Annotated in this window: 30 protein-coding genes, 1 tRNA gene and 1 pseudogene; 26 read left to right on the top strand and 6 right to left on the bottom strand. The window is 68.7% G+C overall.

Annotation, left to right across the window (positions count from 1 at the left end; translation table 11 throughout):
• Positions 1–26: 26 nt before the first annotated feature.
• The 4 genes from QGN17_RS12785 to QGN17_RS12770 all read left to right on the top strand — a co-directional run bounded on the left by QGN17_RS12785 (position 27) and on the right by QGN17_RS12770 (position 3,685).
• Complete coding sequence (locus tag QGN17_RS12785) at positions 27–419, top strand: hypothetical protein (protein WP_281044867.1); 393 nt, start codon at positions 27–29, stop codon at positions 417–419.
• A 77-nt stretch (positions 420–496) separates the two neighbouring features.
• Positions 497–2,227: a flagellar filament capping protein FliD gene (gene fliD / locus QGN17_RS12780; protein ID WP_281044866.1), complete on the top strand. Its 1,731-nt coding sequence runs from the start codon at positions 497–499 to the stop codon at positions 2,225–2,227.
• 43 nt (positions 2,228–2,270) lie between these two features.
• Positions 2,271–2,669 (top strand): flagellar export chaperone FliS, encoded by a 399-nt coding sequence (locus QGN17_RS12775; RefSeq protein ID WP_281044865.1) that lies wholly within the window; start codon positions 2,271–2,273, stop codon positions 2,667–2,669.
• A gap of 110 nt (positions 2,670–2,779) precedes the next feature.
• Complete coding sequence (locus QGN17_RS12770; protein ID WP_281044864.1) at positions 2,780–3,685, top strand: MarR family transcriptional regulator; 906 nt, start codon at positions 2,780–2,782, stop codon at positions 3,683–3,685.
• Positions 3,686–3,838: 153 nt separating this feature from the next.
• On the opposite strand, the gene QGN17_RS12765 is transcribed toward QGN17_RS12770, so the two are convergent.
• The 3 genes from QGN17_RS12765 to QGN17_RS12755 all read right to left on the bottom strand — a co-directional run bounded on the left by QGN17_RS12765 (position 3,839) and on the right by QGN17_RS12755 (position 5,545).
• Positions 3,839–4,678 carry a hypothetical protein gene (locus tag QGN17_RS12765; RefSeq protein ID WP_281044863.1) on the bottom strand — a complete coding sequence of 280 codons (840 nt, stop codon included), beginning with the start codon at positions 4,676–4,678 and terminating at the stop codon, positions 3,839–3,841.
• Between the two features lie 180 nt (positions 4,679–4,858).
• Positions 4,859–4,933: transfer RNA gene (locus QGN17_RS12760), tRNA-Val, on the bottom strand.
• A 45-nt stretch (positions 4,934–4,978) separates the two neighbouring features.
• Complete coding sequence (locus QGN17_RS12755) at positions 4,979–5,545, bottom strand: helix-turn-helix domain-containing protein (RefSeq protein ID WP_281044862.1); 567 nt, start codon at positions 5,543–5,545, stop codon at positions 4,979–4,981.
• 405 nt (positions 5,546–5,950) lie between these two features.
• Here QGN17_RS12755 and QGN17_RS12750 point away from each other — a divergent pair, with 405 nt between their 5' ends.
• Positions 5,951–6,337, top strand: coding sequence for a DUF6456 domain-containing protein (locus tag QGN17_RS12750; RefSeq protein ID WP_281045216.1), 387 nt, complete (start codon positions 5,951–5,953; stop codon positions 6,335–6,337).
• 142 nt (positions 6,338–6,479) lie between these two features.
• Here QGN17_RS12750 and QGN17_RS12745 read toward each other — a convergent pair whose 3' ends face one another.
• Positions 6,480–6,839 carry a hypothetical protein gene (locus QGN17_RS12745; RefSeq protein ID WP_281044861.1) on the bottom strand — a complete coding sequence of 120 codons (360 nt, stop codon included), beginning with the start codon at positions 6,837–6,839 and terminating at the stop codon, positions 6,480–6,482.
• 280 nt (positions 6,840–7,119) lie between these two features.
• On the opposite strand from QGN17_RS12745, the gene QGN17_RS12740 reads away from it, so the two are divergent.
• Positions 7,120–8,577 (top strand): AMP nucleosidase, encoded by a 1,458-nt coding sequence (locus QGN17_RS12740; protein WP_390902665.1) that lies wholly within the window; start codon positions 7,120–7,122, stop codon positions 8,575–8,577.
• A gap of 98 nt (positions 8,578–8,675) precedes the next feature.
• Here the strand turns inward: QGN17_RS12740 and QGN17_RS12735 are convergent, their stop codons facing one another.
• Positions 8,676–9,479, bottom strand: a complete 804-nt coding sequence (locus QGN17_RS12735; RefSeq protein ID WP_022689286.1) for a ferredoxin--NADP reductase — start codon at positions 9,477–9,479, stop codon at positions 8,676–8,678.
• 180 nt (positions 9,480–9,659) lie between these two features.
• On the opposite strand from QGN17_RS12735, the gene QGN17_RS12730 reads away from it, so the two are divergent.
• From QGN17_RS12730 to QGN17_RS12720, 3 genes are all read left to right on the top strand, one after another.
• Positions 9,660–9,992, top strand: coding sequence for an ArsR/SmtB family transcription factor (locus QGN17_RS12730; protein ID WP_281044860.1), 333 nt, complete (start codon positions 9,660–9,662; stop codon positions 9,990–9,992).
• A 2-nt stretch (positions 9,993–9,994) separates the two neighbouring features.
• A complete protein-coding gene (locus QGN17_RS12725; RefSeq protein WP_281044859.1) occupies positions 9,995–10,486 on the top strand; it encodes an SRPBCC family protein in 492 nt (163 codons plus the stop codon).
• 69 nt (positions 10,487–10,555) lie between these two features.
• The gene (locus QGN17_RS12720; protein ID WP_281044858.1) at positions 10,556–10,975 is read left to right on the top strand and encodes a DUF2501 domain-containing protein; all 420 of its coding nucleotides are present in this window, start codon (positions 10,556–10,558) and stop codon (positions 10,973–10,975) included.
• Between the two features lie 138 nt (positions 10,976–11,113).
• On the opposite strand, the gene QGN17_RS12715 is transcribed toward QGN17_RS12720, so the two are convergent.
• Positions 11,114–12,244, bottom strand: coding sequence for an alpha/beta fold hydrolase (locus QGN17_RS12715; RefSeq protein WP_281044857.1), 1,131 nt, complete (start codon positions 12,242–12,244; stop codon positions 11,114–11,116).
• 82 nt (positions 12,245–12,326) lie between these two features.
• Here QGN17_RS12715 and QGN17_RS12710 point away from each other — a divergent pair, with 82 nt between their 5' ends.
• The 17 genes and pseudogenes from QGN17_RS12710 to QGN17_RS12630 all read left to right on the top strand — a co-directional run bounded on the left by QGN17_RS12710 (position 12,327) and on the right by QGN17_RS12630 (position 22,688).
• Positions 12,327–14,192, top strand: a complete 1,866-nt coding sequence (locus QGN17_RS12710; RefSeq protein WP_281044856.1) for an ABC-F family ATP-binding cassette domain-containing protein — start codon at positions 12,327–12,329, stop codon at positions 14,190–14,192.
• 131 nt (positions 14,193–14,323) lie between these two features.
• Complete coding sequence (locus QGN17_RS12705) at positions 14,324–14,755, top strand: hypothetical protein (protein WP_281044855.1); 432 nt, start codon at positions 14,324–14,326, stop codon at positions 14,753–14,755.
• Positions 14,745–16,061, top strand: coding sequence for a DNA-packaging protein (locus QGN17_RS12700; protein ID WP_281044854.1), 1,317 nt, complete (start codon positions 14,745–14,747; stop codon positions 16,059–16,061). The genes QGN17_RS12705 and QGN17_RS12700 overlap by 11 nt, the downstream gene beginning before the upstream one ends.
• Before the next feature lie 152 nt (positions 16,062–16,213).
• Positions 16,214–17,338 carry a phage portal protein gene (locus QGN17_RS12695; RefSeq protein ID WP_281044853.1) on the top strand — a complete coding sequence of 375 codons (1,125 nt, stop codon included), beginning with the start codon at positions 16,214–16,216 and terminating at the stop codon, positions 17,336–17,338.
• Positions 17,335–17,655 carry a DUF6127 family protein gene (locus tag QGN17_RS12690; RefSeq protein WP_281044852.1) on the top strand — a complete coding sequence of 107 codons (321 nt, stop codon included), beginning with the start codon at positions 17,335–17,337 and terminating at the stop codon, positions 17,653–17,655. Before QGN17_RS12695 ends, QGN17_RS12690 begins: the two co-directional genes overlap by 4 nt.
• Positions 17,652–18,065: an HK97 family phage prohead protease gene (locus QGN17_RS12685; protein WP_281044851.1), complete on the top strand. Its 414-nt coding sequence runs from the start codon at positions 17,652–17,654 to the stop codon at positions 18,063–18,065. The genes QGN17_RS12690 and QGN17_RS12685 overlap by 4 nt, the downstream gene beginning before the upstream one ends.
• Positions 18,058–18,288 carry a hypothetical protein gene (locus QGN17_RS12680; RefSeq protein ID WP_281044850.1) on the top strand — a complete coding sequence of 77 codons (231 nt, stop codon included), beginning with the start codon at positions 18,058–18,060 and terminating at the stop codon, positions 18,286–18,288. The genes QGN17_RS12685 and QGN17_RS12680 overlap by 8 nt, the downstream gene beginning before the upstream one ends.
• A pseudogene (locus QGN17_RS12675) lies at positions 18,225–19,193 on the top strand (phage major capsid protein); the annotation flags it as partial. The gene QGN17_RS12680 and the pseudogene QGN17_RS12675, both read left to right, overlap by 64 nt.
• 85 nt (positions 19,194–19,278) lie before the next feature.
• Complete coding sequence (locus QGN17_RS12670) at positions 19,279–19,539, top strand: phage fiber-tail adaptor protein (protein WP_281044849.1); 261 nt, start codon at positions 19,279–19,281, stop codon at positions 19,537–19,539.
• Positions 19,539–20,063, top strand: a complete 525-nt coding sequence (locus tag QGN17_RS12665; protein ID WP_281044848.1) for a head-tail connector protein — start codon at positions 19,539–19,541, stop codon at positions 20,061–20,063. The genes QGN17_RS12670 and QGN17_RS12665 overlap by 1 nt, the downstream gene beginning before the upstream one ends.
• Positions 20,060–20,386, top strand: a complete 327-nt coding sequence (locus tag QGN17_RS12660; protein WP_281044847.1) for a phage head completion protein — start codon at positions 20,060–20,062, stop codon at positions 20,384–20,386. The genes QGN17_RS12665 and QGN17_RS12660 overlap by 4 nt, the downstream gene beginning before the upstream one ends.
• Positions 20,383–20,586 (top strand): hypothetical protein, encoded by a 204-nt coding sequence (locus QGN17_RS12655; RefSeq protein ID WP_281044846.1) that lies wholly within the window; start codon positions 20,383–20,385, stop codon positions 20,584–20,586. The genes QGN17_RS12660 and QGN17_RS12655 overlap by 4 nt, the downstream gene beginning before the upstream one ends.
• Positions 20,583–20,981: a DUF3168 domain-containing protein gene (locus tag QGN17_RS12650; RefSeq protein WP_281044845.1), complete on the top strand. Its 399-nt coding sequence runs from the start codon at positions 20,583–20,585 to the stop codon at positions 20,979–20,981. Before QGN17_RS12655 ends, QGN17_RS12650 begins: the two co-directional genes overlap by 4 nt.
• A gap of 112 nt (positions 20,982–21,093) precedes the next feature.
• Entirely contained in the window at positions 21,094–21,501 is a 408-nt protein-coding gene (locus QGN17_RS12645) for a phage tail protein (protein ID WP_281044844.1), read from the top strand.
• Positions 21,498–21,812: a gene transfer agent family protein gene (locus QGN17_RS12640; RefSeq protein ID WP_281044843.1), complete on the top strand. Its 315-nt coding sequence runs from the start codon at positions 21,498–21,500 to the stop codon at positions 21,810–21,812. The genes QGN17_RS12645 and QGN17_RS12640 overlap by 4 nt, the downstream gene beginning before the upstream one ends.
• 107 nt (positions 21,813–21,919) lie before the next feature.
• Positions 21,920–22,111 carry a phage tail assembly chaperone gene (locus QGN17_RS12635; RefSeq protein ID WP_281044842.1) on the top strand — a complete coding sequence of 64 codons (192 nt, stop codon included), beginning with the start codon at positions 21,920–21,922 and terminating at the stop codon, positions 22,109–22,111.
• Entirely contained in the window at positions 22,104–22,688 is a 585-nt protein-coding gene (locus QGN17_RS12630) for a tail tape measure protein (protein WP_281044841.1), read from the top strand. Before QGN17_RS12635 ends, QGN17_RS12630 begins: the two co-directional genes overlap by 8 nt.
• Position 22,689: the final 1 nt, after the last annotated feature.

The raw sequence follows: 22,689 nt of genomic DNA, 5'->3' as shown, positions 1-22,689 counted from the left end.
TTCCGGAGAACCCGGAGCGGCCGAAGATGATCGAGGCGATTACGGCAGTGGCACGGACGGATGCGGTGGCGATTGCCGTCGCCGCCGGTGCCAATGCCCGTCGCACGATCGAGGGCCGTACGAAACGGCTGCGCTGGCTCGATGCCCTGCGGGCCGCCAATGGCGAGCCACTGCCGATCGACGATGAGGAGCGCGACGAGCGTATCCTCGAGGACAGTCGCGCCCGCATCCGTGCCGCGCTCGATACGATCGAGGAGCTGCACGGTTTCGAGAGCGAGGCCGATGAGACATTGGTTGAAGCTGAGGAGGCGCCGGTCTCCGCCGGTGCGATCGCCGCGCTCATCCGCTCCCGCCGCGACGCCGCGCTCGGCGCGCAGGCGCACTTCCACGCGGCCGCGATCCAGCAGATCCTGGGCTGAGGAAAATTGGTAAACGGGTGTGAACGGCCTATAAAGATTTCGCCGATACGGTCGTCCTTGAAGCTGAGGACACGACCATGACCACGACGAGCGCAACCAGCAGCACCAGCACGGCAGCGACCACCGCGACGACGAGTACGTCGTCGTCGTCATCGAGCAGCGCCTCGATCGGCGCGAGCATCCTGTCGAGCCTGAACGCCAATGGCGCCAGCATCGATACCGGCACGCTGGTGACGCAGCTGACCGCGGCTCAGCAATCCTCGCTGGAAACGCCGATCACCACCAAGCAGGCGGCGAACACGGCGCAGATCAGCGCGGTCGCGACGCTGACCAGCGATCTCAACACCTTTTCCACCTCGCTCAACACGCTGATCCAGGGCGGCACGCTGCAGACGCAGCCGGTCTCTTCGGACACCAGCGTGATGTCGGTCGCGGCGGTGGCGGGAACGCCGGTCGGTGCGCTCAACCAGTCGATCACCGTCAACGCGCTCGCCGCCGCGCAGTCCCTGAAGTCGAGTGGCTATAGCGCGTCCCAGGCGTTCGACAGCGGCACGCTGACGATCACGGTGGGCAGCGGCTCGCCGGTGACCATCAACGTCGACAGCAGCAACAATACGCTGGCGGGCATCGCGCAGTCGATCAACGCCCAGAAGGCCGGCGTCACGGCGAGCGTGGTCACGGGGTCGGATGGCACCGCGACGTTGGTGCTGAAAGGCGCGACGGGGGCCGCCAACAACTTCACGATCGCCTCGTCCGATACGGGCAGCGAGGGCACCTCTCTGTCGGCGCTTTCCTATGACGGTACTTCGGCCAGCGGCCTGACCCAGACCCAGGCCGCGCAGGACGCCAGCGTCACGGTCGATGGCGTGACCGTTTCGCGCAGCTCGAACACGTTCAACGACATCGTTCCCGGCGTGTCGATGACGCTCAGCAAGGTCGGCACCGTCAACCTGACGTCCACGCGCCCCAACGATGCGATCACCGAGGCGGTCAACGATTTCGTCAGCGCCTACAACCAGCTGCTGACAGAGATCAACACGGACACCGCCGCCGCGACGAGCAGCGCCAGCGCCGGCGCGCTGCAGGGCAATTCGGCGATCCGCCAGCTCAAGACCCAATTGTCGCAGCTGACGACGACGCCCCTCAATGCGAGCGGAACGATCCGCACGCTGGCGGAGCTGGGCGTATCGACGGCGCAGGACGGCACGCTCTCGGTGAACAGCACGACGCTGAACACGATGCTGACCAACTATCCGGACGACGTCGAGGCGATGTTCGTCACCTCGCAGTCGAGCAGCAGCAGCAAGGTGCTGATTACCAACACTGCCGGCTCGGCGGCTTCGGGTGTCTTCCAGGTCACGGGCATCACGCCGGCGACCGGTGGCGGCAATGCGACCGGATCGATCGGCGGCAGCGCGATGACGGCTTCCAGCTGGAACCTGACCGGAACCAGCGCGCAGGGGGCCGCTGGCCTGACCTTGCAGATCCTGTCCGGCGCGCCGGGCAGCGCGACGATCACGATCAACCAGGGACTCGGCGGTGCGCTGAGCGCGCTCGTCAACAGCATGAGCGCCACGGCGAGCGGTCAGCCGGTCGGCCTGCTCGCCACACTCTCCGCCAGCCTCACCACGCAGCAGACGTCGCTCGCCGATCAGCTGACCAAGGCCAATGCCCAGGTGCAGGTCTATCACGATCAGCTCGTGGCCAAGTTCACCCAGATGAACACGCTGGTCAGCGGCTACAAATCCACCTCGGCCTATCTGACCCAGCAGGTCGATCTCTGGACGAACTCCAACAGTAACAACTGATCGCCCATTCCTTCAAAATTTCTAGGGACAGGACTGCACGCACATGTACGCGAGTGCCGGATATGCCAGCGCCAAGAAGAGCTATGCCAATGTCGATATCGGCGCGCGCGTGGAGGCCTCGTCGCCGCACCAATTGGTCGCGGTGCTGTTCGAAGAACTGCTCAAGAGCCTCGATACGCTGATCGTCGGCCTGGGTGCGAACGGCACGCTGAACCGCTCGCAGGTGATCGTGCGGCGCGCCCGCGCCAACACCATCCTGCTCGGGCTGGAGGGCAGCCTCGATCGTCGCCAGGGCGGCGAGATCGCGGCCGGCCTGTCCGCCATCTACCGCGAGGCGCGCCGCCTGATCGCGGCGGGTTCCGACGCGGGGGATGCCGAGCCGATCCGCGAGGCGCGTACGATGATCGCCCAGATTTCCGAAGCCTGGGCGCAGATCGGCTGATCCGGCTTTCTCCGAACCGGAGGCTGAGTACCTCCGTTTCGGATTCATTTTGGAGATGACCTCCATCCGTTCCGGTGCAATACTGGAACAGAAATGGAACGGAGGTCTCGATGAACGCGCTCCCCGCCGACATTCCCTATCATCGCCTGTTGTCGCCGGCCGTGCTGCTGTTCGGCGACGATGCTGGGCGCCGGCTGGCGCTGGCGGAGCGGGTGACGCAAGGCGGAGGGCGGATCGTGGCCAACGCGCCGCTGGCCGACGCGCTCGCCCGGATCGATCGGCAGGTGGCGACGGCGGGCGTGATCCTCGACATCGCGCGGGACGATGGCGCGGCGCTGGACCTGCTGCTCGCCCGGCTCGATGCGATGGGCGAGGCGGCGGGACGGCTGTTCGCCATCCTGATCGTGCCGCCCGACCTGATCGACGTGGTGACCGCGCGGGTGACCGGCACCGGCACGCGCATCCTCATCGATCCCCGGCCGGAGGAGCTGGATACCGCCATCGCCGAATTGACCGAGCCGCCTTCGCCCTGGGTCGAGGAAGGCGGAGCCGCGAGCAAGCGTCGTCTTGCCGAACTGAGCGAGGAGGTCGGGCGGATCGCGCGGATGCTCGCCAGCATGTCCGCCGACGAGGCCGAGCGGATCGCCGCCGAGCCGCGCCCGATTTCGTCCAGCGACGGCCCGCTGGTCCGCGCCTTCATCCGCCTGCGCCGGCTGCGCGGCCAGCATTTCATGCCGGAACTGTTTGCGGACCCCGCGTGGGACATCCTGCTCGATCTCACCGCCGCCCGGCTGGAGGGGCGGATGGTCGCGGTCTCCAGCCTGTGCATCGCGGCGGCCGTGCCGGCGACGACGGCGCTGCGCTGGATCACCCAGATGACCGAGCAGGCGATCCTCGTGCGCAAGCCCGATCCGCGCGACGGGCGGCGCGTGTTCATCGGGCTGAGCGAGCAGGCGACCGCGGGGATGGATGCCTATCTGGCCTCGGCGAAGGCGGTGGTGGTGCCGGTCGGGTAGGTCGCCGTCGTGCCGGACCCCGCCCCTCCGGACCCATGGTCTTGTTTCTGATCGTGGATCTAAGATGGGCGATCTGCCTGGGCGCTTGTCGCCGTTTCAGGACCGTTCGGTGCGATCCGGTTACGGGTGTTTCCGCACCTCGCGCCGGCCGGCCTACTGGTCGTTGGTCGCCGCTGGAAGGGACGCGGTGAGAGATGTTCCGAGATTGAAATAGCCCGAAAAAGCGGCATCGTCGTCGCGTGCCAGAGCGATGCCGCGAGGATAGGCCTTACGGGGCGGAGCGACGGGATGCGCGGCGCAAGCGATGCCCGATGTGCCGTTCGCGTCCTTGGGCATCGTGCAGTTCCAGGCTGATCCACCCATCCCGCTCATATCGAGCGTGATGGTCTCGTCCTTCGGTAGCAGTCCCGCCATCGGCATATAGGTCGTTCCATCTCGCGTCGTGAAAGCGGTGGTGCGCGCATGGGTGCTTCCTATCAAAACGACGACCAGCTCATCCGCCGATGTGCTCGCGTCTCGTATCGTTCGAGCCATCTCGGCCTCGTAGTCGGCGGGTGAAAGTGGTTTTCCGCTGGGCTGCACGGCAACCACGCCGCGGATCATGCCCTGTTTCTTCATCAGCCGAAGGCGTTCGAGGAGGGCGAGATAAGCCTGGCTCGTCCTGCCGTCCTGCATCGCCCAATGCCAAATCGGAAAGGACAAGAGATGGTCTTTGGCCGCTGCGTCGCCGTTTGAAGACAAATAATCGTCGAGCAGGCGCTGCTCATCGACCGGATGTTCCAGGGCGACGATGATCCCGCGCTTCCCGCGTGCCGCGGCACAAACCAGATCGCCGAAGGCCTTCGGCATTTCGTTCGTGCCATGCAATTCGCCCGCCACGATCCACCGGGTGCCGGAAACGGCGAACAGGGTCTCCACGCGGGGAATGGGAGTGCACGGCGACGAAGGGACGGCGCCGGACGATACCAGCAAGCCGAGCAGCAGACCCAACATATTGGCGACATCCTTCGCTATCGTACGAATATTCTCATATCATTCGTGACGAGCGCGCCGATGACAAGCTCCGCCGGCGGATGTCCGCGACGGAAGGCTCTTGCCTCCGCCTGTCGCGGGCGTCAGTCATCGGCGCGCGCCTCGGCCGACATGCGTCGGGGCAATTGTCGGAAGGAAGCATGGTGGGCGGTGAGAGGATCGAACTCCCGACCCGCTCGGTGTAAACGAGCCGCTCTACCGCTGAGCTAACCGCCCACTGCGTGCGGGCCTATGCCCGCTTGCGCGCCGCGCCGCAAGCGTTCAGCCCAGCGGCCGCACCAGCTGCACCGCGAGGCCGAGCCAGGCGGGATCGGCGATCACCTGCTGGCGGCCGCCGTTGGAGAGCGGCAGGATCTGCAGCTTGCCCGGCTCGCGCCCGATCATCCGGCCGAACAGGAAGCGGCCGGCGGGCCTGGGCAGCAGCACGTCGCGGTTGAGCGCCTGGCCGAATGCTTCTGGCGCCAGCCGATCCAGCCACACCGTATCGCCGGCGCGATAATCGCCGACGCCGGCCTCGACGATCAGCGCGAGCGCGCCCGCCTCGGGCCGGGGCGGGGTCGCGAGCGAGGGCTGGCGCGGCGCGACCGCGCCGTTGGCGCTCAGGATCGCCGCGACCGGCAGGTCCACCGTATCGGGCAGCTGCACGAGGTCCGCCGCCTCGACGCCCAGCGCCTTCGCGATGCGGTTTAGCCAGCCGACCGAGACGGTGCGGGTGCCCGTCTCCAGCCGCCCGATGGTCTGCGCCGTGGTCGCGGGCACGCAGCGCTCCGCCACTTCGGCGAGCGTCAGCCCCTTCGCTTTGCGGACGTCGCGGATACGCGTGATCACAGTGGGCCTCCCATAACCGCAAGGGTTATTCTCTTTCCTACAGCATATCCTTTGTGGCAATGCGGGGCCATAGCGAACATAAAGGGAACGAATCGCATGGGCACCGGAGTGAGTCTGCAGGGCCGGCGCGTGCTGGAGGCATTGTGCGAAGGGCGCCGATTCCGCCGCCGCGCGGGCGGTTGGGCGGCCGGGCCGCTGGTCGCGACCGACGCGCTGGTCGCCGATCTGGAGCGGCGGGATCTGCTGGCGGTCGAGCGCGACTCGCTCGCGGCGAGCGATGCGGGGCGGGCGTGGTTCCGCCGACAGGTCGACTCGGCGAAGCGCCTGCTTGCTGAGCGGTCGCGGCCGGACGATGGCGAGCCGCGTGCGCAAGGGCAAAGGGCGGGCGCCCGGCCGACGCGCAGCGTGACGGTCAACCTCGCCGAATCGCCGCTCGGCTGGCTGAAGGCGCGCGGGCTGGTCGATGCGCGGCAGTATGAGGCGGGCGAGCGGCTGCGTAGCGACTGGACGGTGGCGGGCCTTGGCCCGCGCGTGACGATGCGCTGGGATGCGGGCGCGCGTTCGACCGGTGACGGTCTCGACCCGACCCTCGCCCAGATCGCGGCGAAGCGGCGGACGGACGCGGCGCTGGGCGCCGTGGGGCCGGGGCTGAAAGACGTGCTGTGGCGCATCGTCTGCGCCGGCGAGGGTATGGAAGCGGCTGAGCGCGCACTCGGCTGGCCGGCACGGGCGGGGCGGGTGGTGCTGACGCTGGCGCTGGATCGGCTGGCGGATTTCTATGGGCTGGGGTGAGGTCCGGTATTGCCTCATCACCCGTCGCTCCTGCGCAGGCAGGAGCCCATCACCTGGGCTGTCGTTCTGGCGGATCGGTGAGGAGATAGGCCCCTGCCTCGCAGGGGCGACGAGGCGGCTATCGCCCCATGATCGGCCGCTGTCACCGGGTTGATACGCTGACCGATTGATCGCGCAGAATATGCCAGCCCTCACTATCCTGAATAAGTGTCGCGATGTGATAAGTTTTGCTTGAGCCATATATCGCCAAAAAATGACAGTCAGCGCCCGCCGGTTGCGCACTTTCGACACAGAGGACTTCGCTCAAGCTCTTCACAGGATGGATGTGGCCTGTCACGTAATCGGATGAATTTTTAATATAATCATCGAGATTTTCTTCTGCCCTTCTATTCATAGCAGAAATCAAATCCGACTTGTTTGGGATAATTCCCGCTGTTTCGGCCAATAGGCTCTTGGCGAACATCGCAGCGGCGCAAAAGCCAATAATGGCGAGATTTTTCATCTGATCAGCCTAGGACGAAACGGTCGAAACTCGCAACGACCGCTTCCCACCACGCCCCGCCATTGCGAGCCTCGTAAAAAATCCAGATGGTGAGGGTGGATCGCCACGGCGCTTGGCGCCTCGCGATGACGTTTCGGGGCGGCCATCATTCATCGAGCCTGCAGTCTCCCCATTGCCACATTTCCGCGCTAGGTAAGGTGACGGCCCGGTAGTCCCGGCCTGCGGAGCGGCGGCGTGAACGACCGCCCGCCAACAAGAACAAGAGAAGGAGACCTTCCACTTGACCACCCGTATCGAAGACATTCCTGCCATTCTGGACGAGCTGATCGAGCGCCACGAGACCTCGGTCACCAATCTGCGCCATGCGATCGCGGCCTTCATGGCCGACGGCAAGCTGCCCGAGGGGGTCAGCCGGGGGCGCGGCCAGTTCGCCTATCCGGAGCTGCGCGTCGATTACGAGGCGACCGGCCCGATCCCGCGCTTCACCCGCGCCTTCGCCCGCCTCAACCAGTCCGGCAGCTATGCCACCTCGATTACGCGCCCGCGCATGTTCCGCCAGTATCTGGAGGAGCAGCTGCGCCTGCTGGTGCGCGACTACAAGGTGCGGCTGTCGGTCGGCCTCTCCGAGCAGGAGATCCCGTATCCATACGTGCTCGACGGCAGCGAGGAGCTGAGCATCGACGGCGTGCAGGCGAGCGAACTGGCGCGCTTCTTCCCCGCCGTCCGCCTGCACGACATCGGCGACGAGATCGCCGACGGCCTGTTCGCCTTCGAGCATGATCCGACCCGCCCGCTCTCGCTGTTCGAGGGGCCACGCGTCGATTTCAGCCTCGCGCGCCTGAAGCATTACAGCGGCACGCCGGCCGAGGATTTCCGCCCCTACATCCTGTTCACCAACTATATCCGCTACGTCGATGAGTTCGTCGCCTGGGCGCTCGCCGAGCTGCGCCGGCCGGACAGCCCGTACGAGGCTTTGTCGGTGGCTGGCGGGGTGCTGATCACGCGCGAGACGCCGGATGCCGAGCGCGCCATTGCCGAGGCGCCGTGGCGCAAGGTGCAGATGCCGGCCTACCACCTGATCGGCCCGAACGGGGCGGGGGTGACGCTGGTCAACATCGGCGTCGGCCCGTCCAACGCCAAGACGATCTGCGATCATCTCGCGGTGCTTCGCCCGCAGGCGTGGCTGATGATCGGCCATTGCGGTGGCCTGCGCCCCAGCCAGACGATCGGCGACTATGTGCTGGCCCACGCCTATCTGCGCGACGATCATGTGCTGGACGACGTGCTGCCGGTCGAGATTCCGATCCCGCCGATCGCCGAGGTGCAGCAGGCGCTGTTCCACGCGGCCGAGAAGGTGTCGGGCGAGACCGGCGACGAGCTGAAGCGGCGGCTGCGCACCGGCACGGTGGTGACCACCGACGATCGCAACTGGGAACTGCGCTATTCGCTGTCCGCGTTGCGCTTCAACCAGTCGCGCGCGGTCGCCATCGATATGGAGAGCGCCACCATCGCCGCGCAGGGCTATCGCTTCCGCGTGCCCTACGGGACGTTGCTGTGCGTGTCCGACAAGCCGATCCATGGCGAGATCAAGCTGCCGGGGCAGGCCAACCGCTTCTACGAACGCGCGATCTCGCAGCATCTCAGGATCGGGCTGGAGACGATCGAGCTGCTGCGCGCGGAGGGCGGCAAGCTCCACTCGCGCAAGCTGCGCAGCTTCGACGAGCCGCCGTTCCGGTAAGCGTCGTCATTGCGAGCGAAGCGAAGCAATCCATGGCCGCAAGCGCGGTGCCTATGGATTGCTTCGTCGCTTCGCTCCTCGCAATGACGGGAGGGTGATCAGCCGACGAACGCGCGCTCGATCACATAGTCGCCCGGTGCGGCGTTCGAGCCTTCCTTGAAGCCGAGCGAGTCGAGCATCGCCGCCTGCTCCTTGATCATCGCCATGGAGCCGCACAGCATGATGCGGTCCTGCGTGGGATCGAGCTGCAGCGGGCCGGTCACCGGCGCCTTGAACAGCGTGCCGTCCTCGAACAGGGTCCCGATGCGCGCGGTGGTGTGGAACGGCTCGCGCGTCACGGTCGGCACGTAGTGAAGCTGAAGCAGCGCCTGGTCCTGCACCAGCGGATCGCCGGCCAGCTGGCCTTCCAGCACGTCGCGATAGGCGAGGTCGCTCACCCGGCGCACCGAGTGGACCACCACGATCTGCGAGAACTGCTCGTACAGGTCCGGATCGCGGATCAGCGACATGAACGGTGCGAGGCCGGTGCCGGTGGCGAGCAGGAACAGGCGGCGGCCGGGCAGCAGCGCGTCGGTGACGAGCGTGCCGGTCGGCTTGCGGCCGAGGAACACGGCGTCGCCTTCCTTGATGCCCTGCAGGCGCGAAGTCAGCGGGCCGTCCGGCACCTTGATCGACAGGAATTCCAGCGTCTCGTCATAGGACGGGCTGGCGATCGAGTAGGCGCGCAGCAGCGGGCGCTGGCCGTCGGGCAGGCCCAGCATCACGAACTCGCCCGAGCGGAAGCGGAAGCTCGCCGGACGCGTGATCGAGAAGCTGAACAGATGCTCGTTCCAGTGATGGACGCGCGTCACCGTCTCGACGCTGAGCGCACCGGTCGGTTCAAGGGCGTGGCGATCACTCACTGATACTTCTCCGTTGAGAGGCGGGCGGGCCTCGATCTGTCGCTATTGCGGATAACTCGCAACAAGCATGGGTGCACCGCAGCGTAATGACAGCGCTTCGCCCGGAAAGCCAGTGTTGTTCGCTATCGGGGCACAAACTCCATCTTGTATATAACGATAAAGTTATATAATGAGATGAATATGGAAGATGTGTTGAGCCGGAAACTGAACGCGCTGGCCGATCCGACACGCCGCGCGATCCTGGCGCGGCTCGCGCTGGGCGAGGCGACGGTGGCCGAACTTGGGCGGCCCTTCGCGATCAGCCAGCCGGCGATTTCCCGCCATTTGAAGGTGCTGGAGGCGGCCGGGCTGATCGAGGCGGGGCAGGCCGCGCAGGCCCGCCCGCGGCGGCTCAAGGCCGGCGCGCTCAAGGAACCGGCCGACTGGATCGCGGGCATCGCCACGCTCTGGTCGGACAGTTTCGACCGGCTCGACGCGATGCTCGCCGAGGACATCAAGCGAGAGGGAGAATGATCATGGCCCCCGAATTTCGAATCACCCGCCGCTTCGCCGCGCCCCGCGACCGGGTGTGGGAAGCGTGGACCCGGCCCGAGCAACTGGCGCGCTGGTTCGGGCCGAAGGGCGTGACCACAACCGTTCTGAGCTTCGATCTGCGGCCCGGCGGCGGCCTTCATGCCCGGATGGAGTCGGCGGACGGTGGCGTGATGTGGGCGCGCTTCGTCTATCGCGAGGTCGTGGCGCCGGAGACATTGGTGTGGGAGCATGGCTTCGCCGACGAGGCCGGCGAATTCACCGCGTCGCCTTTCGGCGGGCCGTGGCCGCTGCGCCTGCTGACCAATGTGCGGTTCGAGGAGGAGGGCGATGCCACCCGCCTCACCCTGACCTGGGTGCCGCTGGAGGCGACGGCGGAGGAAGAGGCCGCCTTCGCCGCGATGATGGAATCGATGACGGGCGGCTGGTCCGGCAGCTTCGAGCAGCTCGACGCCTTTCTGGCGGACGGCGCCTAGCCCCTCGCGATCCGGCTTGCATGGCGCGCCCGGTCATGATTCCATCGGCCGAACGGTGGAGAGGCGGACATGCGGATACGGATCACGATGCTGATGCTGGCGGCGGGCCTTGCGGTCGCGGCGCCGGCCGATGCGCAGCTGGAAGGCTTGCTCGGCGGTGGCAAGAGCGGCGGTGGCGGACTGGGTGGCCTTGGTGGCGGTGCCGGGCTGCTGGGCGGCGGGGTCTCGCAGATCGGCGCGGGCAATGCGGCCGGGCTGCTCGGCTATTGCGTGAAGCGCAAGTATCTCGGCGGTGGCGACGCCCGCTCGATCCTCGGCAAGCTGACCGGCAAGCCGGGCGTGCTCGGATCGAAAGGCTATGCCGCCGGGCAGGACGGCAAGCTCGTCACCAAACAGGGCACCTTCTCGCTCGATGGCGTGAAGGACAAGGTGAAGGGCAAGGTCTGCGACATGGTGCTGGATCACGCGCAGGGCTTCATCGGGCGGTAGGCTCGTTCATCCTCCCTGCGCGAAGCGTGGGGAGGGGGCCGCCGGCAGCAGGCCGGTGGTGGAGGGGCAGGCGCTGCGCATTTTCCCCTCCACCATCCTGCGGATGGTCCCCCTCCCCATCTGCGATGGGGAGGATGTTCAGGATGGCGGCAGATCCTTGCCCGCCAGCGGCCGGACGTCGTGGAGCAGCGCCTCGAAGGCGTGGCCCGGCTCCTCGATCATCGGCAGGTGGGCGGAGCGTTCGAACCAGACGATCCGCTTCGACGGTGCCTTCAGCCGCGCCAGCCAGTCGGCGGCGATCTGCGGCGGCGTGGTGGTGTCGTGGCGGCCGAGGAACAGGATCACCGGCACGTTCAGCGTCCTTAGGTTCTCGAACGAGAGCGTCGCCAGCTTCGGCCACATCGTGCTCATCGTGAAGTCGCTGCTGGCGTCCCACGCCTTGCGGTCGGCCAAGCCATATTCGGGCGAGAGGCGGCCGATGTGGATGTAATAATCGCTGTCGCGCCGGTTGTAGCCGAGGCCACCATAATAGACCGACCATTTGCGCTCGATCCCGGTCTTGGCGAGATCGAGATGGTCGGGCGCGGGGTAGGGGGCGATGCCCTCCAGCTCCTTCACCGCCTGATCGTTGTGGTCGGTCTTTGCCTGCGCCAGCACCTGCGCGTAGCTCTGCGTCTCGTTCTGCTGGAAGTCGATGAGCTGGCCCATGCCGACATAGGCGTAGAGCAGGTCCGGCCGCTTCGCCGCCACCGCCAGCCCCACCGCCGAACCCCAGCTGTGGCCCAGCACGAAGATCCTGCGTTTGCCATAGCGCTTCCTGAGCAGTTCGATCAGCTCGATCGCGTCGTCCCGATAGCGATCCGGCGTGAGGGTGGGGCGCATCGCCTCCGGATCGTTGAGCGTGAAGGACTTGCCGGCGGCGCGCTGGTCCCACTGCACCACGGTGAACGCGTCCTCCCACGGCCGCTGGAACGACCAGGAGATCGGCAGCTCGACCGAGGCCGGGCCGCCATGGATGTAGAGCAGGATCGGGTTGCGTCGATCGGCGCCCCGCACGCTGACATATTGGCGCGCCCCGCCGAGCGTCGCGATGAAGCTCTCCTGCACGCCGTTCGGGCTGACGATCTTGTCGAAATCGGCGACGAGGGCGCGGCCGGGCGAGTAGCTGTCCTGCTCCGGAGCGGGCGCGATCGGCTCGATCGTCTGCGCGGCGGCGGGCAGCGCCAGGCCGATCGCGGCGAGCGCGGCGATGATGCGGTGGTGGGCCATGATCCTCTCCACTGTATTATGTCAGTAAATCACTTCGCAGGAACGGATGCAACCCGCGCCGGATGCTGCTAGGCGCGCGCTCATGCTTTCCTATCGCGACATCACGATCCGGCTCGGCGGCCGGGCGATCATCGAGAATGCCAGCGCGGCCATTCCGCCGAGGGCGCGTGTCGGCTTCATCGGCCGCAACGGCGCCGGCAAGTCGACGCTGATGAAGGCGATCGCCGGGATGCTGGAGTCCGACACCGGCGCGATCGACATGCCGAAGGGTGCGAAGTTCGGCTATCTGCGGCAGGATGCGCCGGGCGGCCCCGTGTCGGCGTTCGACACCGTGCTGGAGGCGGATACCGAGCGGGCCTCGTTGCTGACCGAGGCGGAGACCGAGACCGATCCCGACCGCCTTGGCCACATCTACGAGCGGCTGGACCAGATCGACGCCTACACCGCCCCGGCGCGGGCGGGCGTGATCCTCAAGGGGCTCGGCTTCGACGATGCGGCGCAGGCGCGGCCGATGGAGAGCTTCTCGGGCGGCTGGCGGATGCGCGTGGCGCTGGCGAGCCTGTTGTTCACCAACCCTGATATCCTGCTGCTCGACGAGCCGAGCAACCACCTCGATCTCGAGGCGGTGATGTGGCTGGAGGGATTCCTGCGCGCCTATCGCGGCACGATCCTGCTGATCTCCCACGAGCGCGATCTGCTCAACAATGTGGCGGACCATATCCTCCATTTGGATCGCGGGCAGACCACGCTCTACGTCGGCGGTTACGACAGCTTCGAGCGGCAGCGGGCCGAACGGCTCGCCCAGCAGAGCGCCGCGCGCGAGAAGCAGTTGGCCGAGCGCGAGAAGCTGCAGGCCTTCGTCGATCGCTGGAAGGCCAAGGCTTCCAAGGCCAAGCAGGCGCAGAGCCGCGTCAAGGCGCTGGCCCGGATGCAGCCGATCGCGGCGGTGGCGGAGGATCCGTCGCTCAGCTTCGGCTTCCCCAATCCGGAGGGGCTGCGCCCGCCGCTGCTGACGCTGGACAAGGCGGCGGTCGGCTACGAGCCGGGCAAGCCGATCCTGCGCAATGTCGGGCTGCGGCTCGATCCCGATGATCGCATCGCGCTGCTCGGCCGCAACGGCAACGGCAAGTCGACGCTGGCCAAGCTGATCGCCGGCGAGCTGACGACGATGGAGGGGGCGATGAACACCGCCTCCAAGATGTCGGTCGGCTACTTCACCCAGTATCAGGTCGAGGAGCTGGATCCGGACGATACGCCGGTCGACCATATGGGCCGGATGATGAAGGGCGCGACGCCGGGCGCGGTGCGCAACCATCTCGGGCGCTTCGGCTTCTCCGGCGACAAGGCGGTCACCAAGACCGGCAAGCTTTCGGGCGGCGAGCGCGCACGGCTGGCGCTGGCGCTGGTCACCCACGCGGCGCCCCATCTGCTGATCCTCGACGAGCCGACCAACCACCTCGACGTCGATACGCGCGAGGCGCTGGTGCAGGCGCTGGCCGATTATCGCGGCGCGGTGGTGGTGGTGAGCCACGACCGGCACATGCTGGAGATGGTGGCCGACCGGCTGTTCCTGGTCGACAACGGCACCGCGACCGAGTTCGACGGCACGATCGAGGATTATGCCAAGCTGATCGTCTCGGGCGGCGGCGATGCGTCCAAGGCCGATTCGCCCTCCGGCTCCAAGAAGGAGGATCGCAAGGCGGCGGCCGAGCGGCGCGAGGCGACGGCCGCCATCCGCAAGAAGGTGAAGGAGGCCGAGGCCGAGATCCAGCGGCTGGCCAAGGCACTGGCCGACATCGACCTCGCGCTGGCGGGTTCTCCGCCGGCCTCGCTCAAGCTGATGACGATGGGCCAGCTGATGAAGCGGCGCGGCGACGTCGAGAAGCTGCAGGAGGCCGTCGAGGCGGAATGGATGGAAGCCAGCGAGGCGCTGGAGGCGTCCGCCTAATAACCATATACGCACTTTTCTATTGACATCGCGGCGCTCATCTGGCACAAGGTGAGCACGCTGAGAAATTGCGTCGAAGGGCCGGGCGGTGGCGACACCGTTTCCGGCCCTCGGCGTGTCTGGAGGGGGTGATGGCCAGCAAGGGCAAGCCGAAGACGCGCTGGAGCCGGGAACGCGGGATCGCGTTCCTCGAACATCTGGCGCTGAGCAGCAATGTCGCGGCGTCGGAACGGGTCGCGCGGCTGCCGCGTGGCGCGGCCTATCGCCAGCGTCGCAAGGATGCGGACTTCGCGCGGGCCTGGGACGAGGCGTTGCGCGAGGGCTATGGCCGGCTCGAAGCGGCGATGCTCGATCGCGCGATCAATGGCGTCAAGGTGGTGAAGGCCTTCGCCAACGGCGTGACGGAAACGAAGCTGGAATTTTCGGAGCGCATCCAGATGCTGCTCTACAACGCGCACCGTGAACGTGTCCTCGGGCCGGCGGCGTCCGGCGCCGAAAGCGCCCGCGAGCGCCTCGCCGCCAAGCTCGCCGAGATGAACCGGAGAGCAGGCGATGAAGGCTGAGGCCCCGGACGCCGCCGCCGTCGCCGCGCTGGACGATGCGGACCGGGCCGCGCTGATCGGCGTTCTCGCCGAAGAAGATGCGATCGCCATGCTGGCGGACTGGCGTTTCTGGGCGCGACCCTCGCAATTGCCGCCGCCCGGCGACTGGCGGATCTGGCTGGTGATGGCGGGGCGCGGTTTCGGCAAGACGCGCGCCGGCGCGGAGTGGGTGCGCGGTATCGCCGAGGCCGATCCGCAGGCCCGGATCGCGCTGGTCGGGGCGACGACCGCCGATGTGCGCCGCGTGATGATCGAGGGCGAGAGCGGGTTGCTCGGCATCGCGCCTGCGGGATGGCGTCCGCGCTGGGAACCGTCGCTGGGGCGATTGCGCTGGCCGAACGGCGCCGAGGCGCGGCTCTTTTCGGCGAGTGAGCCGGAGGCGCTGCGTGGGCCGCAGCATAGCCACGCCTGGTGTGACGAGATCGCCAAATGGGCGAACGGGCAGGAGACGTGGGACAATCTGATGCTGGGCCTGCGCCTTGGAAGTCTGCCGCGCGTGATGGCCACGACGACGCCGCGCCCGGTCCCTCTGTTGCGCGGGCTGATCGGTCGCGATGATGTGGTGGTGACGGGTGGACGGACGCGCGACAACCGGCAGCATCTCCCGCCCGGCTTTATTGCCGCCGTGACCGCCGATTACGCGGGCACCCGGCTCGGCCGGCAGGAGCTGGACGGCGAGCTGATCGAGGAGATCGAGGGGGCGATCTGGCCCCGCGCGCTGATCGAGCGATGCCGGGTGCGTGAGGCGCCGGAAATGGCGCGCGTCGTCCTGGGAGTCGATCCGCCGGCGGGCGCCGGGGCGGGATCGGATGCGTGCGGGATCGTCGTCGCGGCGCTGGGTCGCGATGGCATCGGCTATGTGATCGAGGATGCCAGCGTGCAGGGCCTCGCGCCCGAGGGCTGGGCGGCGGCGGTCGTGTCGGCGGCGCGGCGGCACGGAGCGGACCGGGTGATCGCCGAGGCGAACAATGGCGGCGCGATGGTGGAAAGCGTGCTGCGCGCCGGTGACGCCGGCCTGCCGGTGCGGCTGGTTCACGCCTCGCGCGGCAAGGCGGCGCGGGCCGAGCCGGTGTCGGTGCTCTACGAGCGCGGGCAGGTCCGGCACATCGGCGCCTTCCCGGCGCTGGAGGACGAACTCGCCGGCTTCGCGCTGGACGGTCGCTACGAAGGGCCAGGTCGCTCGCCCGATCGCGCCGATGCTTTGGTCTGGGCGCTGACCGCCCTGCTGCTGGAGCGGCGCGGGCAGCCGGCGGTGCGGGTGGTGTGACTCGATAAGATCCTCCTTGCGCAGAGCGCGGGGAGGGGGACCGCCGCCGAAGGCGGTGGTGGAGGGGCATTCGCCGCCGCTCCGCATTCCCCTCCACCGCCTTCGGCGGTCCCCCTCCCCATTGCATGGGGAGGAACAGAGAAAGGAAAATCATGCGCTTGTTCAATTTCAGGCCCGCGCGGGCATCCGCGCGGCCGGCGCTGACGCGCGCCTTCGGTTCGGTACCAGCGCCGCATGGCGACTGGCCGTCGGGCTACGAGGCGCAGGTGCGCGCCGCCTATCTCGCCAACGCCGTCGCGCAGCGCGCGGTGCGGATCGTGGCGGAAGGAGCGGGGAGCATCACCATCGATGTGACGCCGGACGACCATCCGGCGGCGGCGCTGCTGTCGGGCAGCCTCGTCGAGACGATCGCGACGCACCTGCTCCTGCATGGCAACGCCTATGTGCAGATCGTCGGCGATGCGGACGGAGTGCCGGCGATGCTCTTCCCGCTCCGCCCCGAGCGGGTGAGCGTGGAGCCGGATGCAAGCGGCTGGCCCGCCGCCTATGTCTACCGCGCAGCCGGGCAGACATTGCGCGTGCCGGTGCGCACGGCGGACGGGCGGCCGGGTCTGGTTCATGTGCGCGCCACCCACCCGCTCGACGATCATTACGGGCTGGGGAGTCTCGGCGCGGCATCCGGGCCGGTGGCGATCCACAATGCCGCGACGCGCTGGAACAAGGCGCTGCTCGACAATGCCGCGCGGCCCTCGGGCGCGCTGGTATACGAGCCGGGGGAGCCGGGCGCGACGCTTACGGCGGACCAGCTCGACCGGTTGCGCGCCGAGATGGAGGCGAGTTTCGCAGGCTCCGGCAATGCCGGGCGCCCCATGCTGCTGGAGGGTGGCCTGAAATGGCAGGCGCTGAGCCTGACGCCCGTCGACATGGACTTCATCAACCTGAAGGCCGCCGCCGCGCGGGAGATCGCGCTCGCCTTCGGGGTGCCGCCGATGCTGCTCGGCCTTCCCGGCGACAACACCTACGCCAATTATTCGGAGGCCAACCGCGCGCTGTGGCGGCTGACCATCCTGCCGCTCGCCAACAAGATCGTCGCGGCGCTGGCCGATGCGCTCGGGGCGTGGTGGCCGGACCTTAGGCTGGCGATCGACCTCGACTCGATCCCGGCTTTGGCCGGCGACCGCGCGGCGCTCTGGGCGCAGCTCGCCGACGCCGATTTCCTGAGCGACGACGAGAAGCGCCAGATGCTGGGCTTCGCGCCAAGGGGGGTGGCGCCATGATCGCCGAGACCGAAACCGCTTTGCTCGCGCGCTTGGTCGAGCAGGGGCGGAGCGAGGGCGCCGACCTGCTGACGCTGCGCGCGCTCGCCGAGGAGGCGAGCGAGGCGGGGGCGGCGCGGGCGTTGGAGCGGCTCGGCCTCGCCGATCCCTCTGCGCGCGCCGATCTCGACGAGCTGCGCGAGCTGCTCTCCGCCTGGCGCGACGCCAAGCGCACCGCGCGCGACGCCGTGGTGGCGTGGGTGGTGCGGATCGTGCTGGCGCTCGTCATGCTCGGCATGGCGGTGAAGCTCGGCCTCGTGCCGCTGGTGCGGCAATGAGCCTGCGCTTCGCCGGTTACGCCGCCTTGTTCGACACGATCGATCGCGGCGGGGATCTGATCCGCAAGGGGGCCTTCGCCCGCGCCGTCGCATCCGGGCGGAGCGTGCCCCTGCTCTGGCAGCACCGCCCCGAACGCCTGATCGGCCGCATCGAGAGCATCGCCGAGGATCAGCGCGGGCTGCGCGTGATCGGGCGGCTCACTCCCGATGCGGGGAACGAGGCGGCCGCCCTGCTCCGCGACGGGGCGGTGGGCGGCCTGAGCTTCGGATACCGGGTGCGCGCCAAGGAGGCGCGCCACCATGGTCGCACGCTCACCGATCTCGATCTGGTCGAGGTCTCGCTGGTGACCTTCCCGATGCAGCCCGGCGCGCGGGTTCATGCCGTCCATGAGGAGGACAAATATGTCTGAGGAGAACATGATGTACGAGACCAAGAATGATCCGCTCGAAGCCAGCTTCGCCGGCGCCGACGACATCGCCGAACTGCGCGCCGGCATGGCCGACCTGAAGGCCAAGCTCGACGCCGGCACCATCGCCGCCGCCCGCGCGCCGCTCTCCGGCGCCGCCGCGCCCGAGACCAAGCAGTTCGTCGATCGCTATCTCGCCACGGCAACGCCGCCGGCATCGAGGTGAAGGCCATCGACGGCAGCGCCGACAGCTCCGGCGGCTATGCCGTGCCGCAGGAGATCGACGCGACCATCGCCGCGACGCTCAAGTCGATCTCGCCGATCCGTGGCATCGCCAATGTCGTGACCGTCGGCTCGGCGGGCTATCGCAAGCTGGTGACGTCCGGCGGCACGACCTCGGGCTGGGCGGCGGAGAATGCCGTGCGGGCCGAGACGGGTACGCCCGTGTTCAACGAGGTGGCGCCGCCGATGGGCGACCTGTTCGCCAACCCGGCCGCCACGCAGGCGATGCTCGACGACGCGGCGTTCGACCTCGAAGCCTGGCTGGCCGGCGAAATCGCCACCGAGTTCGCCCGCGCCGAGGGGGCGGCGTTCGTCAACGGCGACGGCGTCAACAAACCCAAGGGCTTCCTCCAGTCGCCGAAGAGCGATGCGGAGGACGGCACGCGCCCGTTCGGCACGCTCCAGTATCTCGCCACCGGCGTCGACGGCGCCTTCCCGGCGAGCGAGCCGGAGGACCTGCTGGTCGATCTCGTCCAGTCGCTGCGCGCGCCCTACCGGCAGGGGGCGGTGTTCGTGATGAACGCCGCGACGCTCGCCACCATCCGCAAGATGAAAACCGCGGAAGGCCAGTTCCTCTGGTCGCCGGGGCTCGTCGCGGGCCAGCCCGACACGCTGCTCGGCTATCCGGTGGTGGAGGCCGAGGACATGCCCGACATCGGCAGCGGCACCACCCCGATCGCGTTCGGCAACTTCAACGCTGGCTACCTGATCGCCGAGCGCGGCGAGACGGCGATCCTGCGCGATCCGTTCAGCCATAAGCCCTTCGTCCACTTCTACGCGACGCGCCGGATCGGCGGCACGGTGGCGAATTCGGAGGCGATCAAGCTGATCAAATTCTCGGCGTCCTGATCTCCTTTCCACCGAGACTGCCTGGCCCGCGCGACGCCGTTCGCGCGGGCCTTTTTCTTTCCCGTCTTTGCCGGAGATCGCCGCCATGCTGACCAAGTGCGTGGACGCCACGCTCGATTATGCCGTGGAGTGGCCGCGCGCGCGGCTGCTCGGCGTGCCGATCGAGGAGAGCGCCTGGACCTGCCGCCCCGAGGGGCTGACCATCGAGCCGCGCGAGGCCGCGCCCGGCATCGTCGCGGTGCGGATCTCGGGCGGTGCGCGGGGCGTCGCCTACCGCCTCACCAACCGCGTGACGCTGGCCGACGACCGGACGCTCGCGCGCAGCCTCGATCTGGAGGCGGCGTGATGGGCGCGCCCGCGCAGGCGGTGGCCGACGCCAAGGCCTATCTCCGGATCGACGGCACGGACGAGGACGCGCTGCTGGCGACGCTGGCCGGCGCCGCGATCGGGCTGTGCGAGCGCTTCACCGGCCTGACTTTGCTCTCCGCCGCGCGGACCGACATGGTGGCCGCGTGCAGCCCCGAATGGCAGCGGCTCCCCGCCACGCCGGTGAGCGCGATCGCCTCGGTCGCCTCGCTCGATCCGCTGGGCGTCGCGAGCGTGTTGCCGGTCGAAGCCTATGCGATCGACATCGATGCGGCGGGCGACGGCTGGGTGCGGCTGACCGGGCCGATCGCCGCCAGCCGCCTGCAGGTCGGCTACACCGCCGGTATCGCCGCCGACTGGCCGTCGCTGGCCGAACCGCTGCGGCAGGGGGTGATCCGCCTCGTCGCGCATCTTTACGCCCATCGCGACGCGGTGGACGATGCCGGGCCGCCCGCTGCCGTCACGGCCTTGTGGCGCCCGTATCGCCGGATGCGGCTGGCATGAGCGGCGAGCTGGCCGGCGCGCTGACCCAGCGCGTCTCGATCCTGCGGCGCTCGGCCGACCGCGATGATCTCGGCGGGGCGAGCGGCGAGTGGGAGGTCGTGGCCGCCACCTGGGCTGCGCTGGAGCCGATCGCGGCCGCGAGTTGGGGGGCGGGCGACCGGCCCTCCGCCACGCCACGCTGGCGGGCGGTGCTGCGCGCGGGCGTCGATGCCGCGCCCGGCGACCGTCTGCAATGGCGTCTGCTGCTGCTCACCGTCCGCGCGGGCGAGGCCGCTCCCGCGACGCCCGACCGCATCATGCTGACACTGGAGGAGGATCGATGACCGACATCCGCCTTTCCGCCGCCGTCGCCGCCGCTCTGGCCGGCGCCGAGGCGCGGGTCGCCGCCGCGATCGCCGCCGAGGTTCCCGCCGATGTGCGCGTGTCGCTCGATGAGCGGGGCATCGCGCTGACCGGGCGCGACCTCTCGGCCCGCTCGCTCACCGACGCGCGGCTGCGCGACTTCGCCGGGCTGGTGCGATGAGCACCGCGGCGCAAGCGCTCCAGCGCGCGCTGGTCGCGACGCTCCGCGCGTCGGGGCTGGCGGTGACCGGCATCCATGACGGCCCGCCCGCCGATGCCGTCTGCCCCTATGTCGCGATCTCCGACGGATCGACCACCGACTGGAGCCACAAGACCGGCCGGGGGCGCGAGCACCGCCTGTCGATCGCGATCTGGGACGACGGCCTCTCGCCCGCGCGCCTCCACGCGCTGATGGCCGAGGCCGAGGATGTGATCGAGGCGATGCCGCGCGATCTCGAAGGCCACCGCATCGCCAGTCTTGCCTTCCTGCGCGGCCGCATCGTCCGCGACCCCGACGGGCCGTGGGCGGGCCGCCTCGATTACCGCGTCCGCACGCTGGAAATCCCCCCTCCCTGAAAGGGAGGGGGCGGAGGTGGGTTCGCCTGAGGCGGGCACGCCGCTGTCCGGTGAGCAACCCACCCCAAACCCCTCCCTTTCAGGGAGGGGCTTCAGACAGAGGAGACCACCTATGCCCGCAGAAAGCGGCAGCGCCTTCCTGCTCAAGATCGGCGACGGCACCGCCATGCCCGTCTACGCCACCGTCGCCGGCCTCCGCACCACGCAGCTCTCGATCGCCGGCGAGCAGGTGACGATCACCAACAAGGATAGTGGCGGGTGGCGCGAGCTGCTTTCCGGCGCCGGCACGCGCAGCGTCTCGGTGGCGGGCAGCGGCGTGTTCACCGGATCGGCGGCGGAGGGGCGCCTGAAGGCCAACGCGCTCGCCGGCACGCTCGACGATTATCAGCTGAGCTTCGAGAGCGGCGAGACGATGCGGGGCCGCTTCCTGCTGACGAAGCTCGATTATTCGGGCGATTTCAACGGCGAGCGGGCCTACACCGTGGCGCTCGAATCCTCCGGCCCGGTGGTGTCGGCGTGAGTGCGCCCGCCAACCCCGCGCGGGGCGAAACCGCGCTCGCCATCGGCGACCGGACACTGACCGTCCGCCCCAGCTTCCAGGCGCTCGTCGCCGCCGAGCAGGAGGTCGGCCCGCTCTTCGCGCTGGTCGAGCAGGCGGCCGTCGGCAAGCTGACGCTGGCCGATACCATCACGCTGATCTTCCACTGCCTCGTCGGCAAGCCCGACACGCTCACCAGCGAGAGCTTCGGCGAGCAGGTGGTCGAGGCTGGCATCGCCGTGCTGACGCCGGTGCTGCGAACCCTGCTCGGCCAGATCGTGAAAGGGCTGTGATCACCCCTTCCTCTCCCCCGTTCGTCCTGAGCGAAGTCGAAGGACGGGCTGCGAGCGACACACCTGTGTCCCGCACTTCGACTTCGCTCAGTGCGAACGGATCGTTTGTGGAGAGGGCGGTCCGCCTCGCCGGCATCGCGGGCGCGCTCGCCGGGTGGCGGCCGGACGAGTTCTGGCGTGCCACCCCGGCCGAGCTGGAAGCGGTGCTGTCCGCGCTCTCCGGGCCACAGGCGCAGGGCGACGCACCCCCCGACGCCGTGACGATCGCGGCGCTCAAGGAGCAATTCCCAGATGGATGAAACGGTAGAGACGCTGATGATCGGCGTGCGCGCCGACACGCAGGCCTTCGCGGCGGACACCGCATCGATGCAGGCCTCGCTCCAGACCTCGCTTGGCACCGGTGCGGATCGTGCGGCAACCCTGATCGAGAACGGCCTCGCGCGGGCGGTGCGTTCGGGCAAGCTAAGCTTCGCCGATCTGGAGCGCACCGCGCTGTCGGTGTTGTCCGAGATCGCCGCGCAGGCGGTGAAGGGTGGAATCGCGGCTCTGCTCGGCGGCGGAGGCTCGGGTGGATCGGGCGACGGGCTGATGTCGATCGGTACCAGCCTGCTGACCTCGCTGCTCGGCTCGCCCGGTCGCGCGACCGGCGGGCCGGTCTCGCCGGGCAGGCCCTATATGGTCGGCGAGCAGGGGCCGGAGCTGTTCGTGCCCACCTCGGCCGGCAGCATCGCCCCGGCCTCGTCCGCCCCGGCGCGCGACGTGCGTGTCGCGATCAGCATCAACGCGCCGACCGGCACCGAACCACGCGCGCTCGCGAGTTCGAGCCGGCAGGTGGCGCGCGCCGTCTCCCGCGCGCTCGCTCAGGCGGATCGCTGAG

The organism is Sphingomonas oryzagri (assembly GCF_029906645.1).
Classification (GTDB): Bacteria; Pseudomonadota; Alphaproteobacteria; order Sphingomonadales; family Sphingomonadaceae; genus Solisphingomonas; species Solisphingomonas oryzagri.
This window is presented reverse-complemented; position numbering and strand designations above follow the sequence as displayed.

What these genes read in the sequence shown, in the direction of transcription:
- QGN17_RS12785 (WP_281044867.1), top strand. Translation starts at nt 27, where the DNA reads ATGATCGAGGCGATTACGGCAGTGGCACGGACGGATGCGGTGGCGATT.
- fliD (WP_281044866.1), top strand. Translation starts at nt 497, where the DNA reads ATGACCACGACGAGCGCAACCAGCAGCACCAGCACGGCAGCGACCACC.
- QGN17_RS12775 (WP_281044865.1), top strand. Translation starts at nt 2,271, where the DNA reads ATGTACGCGAGTGCCGGATATGCCAGCGCCAAGAAGAGCTATGCCAAT.
- QGN17_RS12770 (WP_281044864.1), top strand. Translation starts at nt 2,780, where the DNA reads ATGAACGCGCTCCCCGCCGACATTCCCTATCATCGCCTGTTGTCGCCG.
- QGN17_RS12765 (WP_281044863.1), bottom strand. Translation starts at nt 4,678, where the DNA reads ATGTTGGGTCTGCTGCTCGGCTTGCTGGTATCGTCCGGCGCCGTCCCT.
- QGN17_RS12745 (WP_281044861.1), bottom strand. Translation starts at nt 6,839, where the DNA reads ATGAAAAATCTCGCCATTATTGGCTTTTGCGCCGCTGCGATGTTCGCC.
- QGN17_RS12730 (WP_281044860.1), top strand. Translation starts at nt 9,660, where the DNA reads ATGGAAGATGTGTTGAGCCGGAAACTGAACGCGCTGGCCGATCCGACA.
- QGN17_RS12725 (WP_281044859.1), top strand. Translation starts at nt 9,995, where the DNA reads ATGGCCCCCGAATTTCGAATCACCCGCCGCTTCGCCGCGCCCCGCGAC.
- QGN17_RS12720 (WP_281044858.1), top strand. Translation starts at nt 10,556, where the DNA reads ATGCGGATACGGATCACGATGCTGATGCTGGCGGCGGGCCTTGCGGTC.
- QGN17_RS12715 (WP_281044857.1), bottom strand. Translation starts at nt 12,244, where the DNA reads ATGGCCCACCACCGCATCATCGCCGCGCTCGCCGCGATCGGCCTGGCG.
- QGN17_RS12710 (WP_281044856.1), top strand. Translation starts at nt 12,327, where the DNA reads ATGCTTTCCTATCGCGACATCACGATCCGGCTCGGCGGCCGGGCGATC.
- QGN17_RS12705 (WP_281044855.1), top strand. Translation starts at nt 14,324, where the DNA reads ATGGCCAGCAAGGGCAAGCCGAAGACGCGCTGGAGCCGGGAACGCGGG.
- QGN17_RS12700 (WP_281044854.1), top strand. Translation starts at nt 14,745, where the DNA reads ATGAAGGCTGAGGCCCCGGACGCCGCCGCCGTCGCCGCGCTGGACGAT.
- QGN17_RS12695 (WP_281044853.1), top strand. Translation starts at nt 16,214, where the DNA reads ATGCGCTTGTTCAATTTCAGGCCCGCGCGGGCATCCGCGCGGCCGGCG.
- QGN17_RS12690 (WP_281044852.1), top strand. Translation starts at nt 17,335, where the DNA reads ATGATCGCCGAGACCGAAACCGCTTTGCTCGCGCGCTTGGTCGAGCAG.
- QGN17_RS12685 (WP_281044851.1), top strand. Translation starts at nt 17,652, where the DNA reads ATGAGCCTGCGCTTCGCCGGTTACGCCGCCTTGTTCGACACGATCGAT.
- QGN17_RS12680 (WP_281044850.1), top strand. Translation starts at nt 18,058, where the DNA reads ATGTCTGAGGAGAACATGATGTACGAGACCAAGAATGATCCGCTCGAA.
- QGN17_RS12670 (WP_281044849.1), top strand. Translation starts at nt 19,279, where the DNA reads ATGCTGACCAAGTGCGTGGACGCCACGCTCGATTATGCCGTGGAGTGG.
- QGN17_RS12665 (WP_281044848.1), top strand. Translation starts at nt 19,539, where the DNA reads ATGGGCGCGCCCGCGCAGGCGGTGGCCGACGCCAAGGCCTATCTCCGG.
- QGN17_RS12660 (WP_281044847.1), top strand. Translation starts at nt 20,060, where the DNA reads ATGAGCGGCGAGCTGGCCGGCGCGCTGACCCAGCGCGTCTCGATCCTG.
- QGN17_RS12655 (WP_281044846.1), top strand. Translation starts at nt 20,383, where the DNA reads ATGACCGACATCCGCCTTTCCGCCGCCGTCGCCGCCGCTCTGGCCGGC.
- QGN17_RS12650 (WP_281044845.1), top strand. Translation starts at nt 20,583, where the DNA reads ATGAGCACCGCGGCGCAAGCGCTCCAGCGCGCGCTGGTCGCGACGCTC.
- QGN17_RS12645 (WP_281044844.1), top strand. Translation starts at nt 21,094, where the DNA reads ATGCCCGCAGAAAGCGGCAGCGCCTTCCTGCTCAAGATCGGCGACGGC.
- QGN17_RS12630 (WP_281044841.1), top strand. Translation starts at nt 22,104, where the DNA reads ATGGATGAAACGGTAGAGACGCTGATGATCGGCGTGCGCGCCGACACG.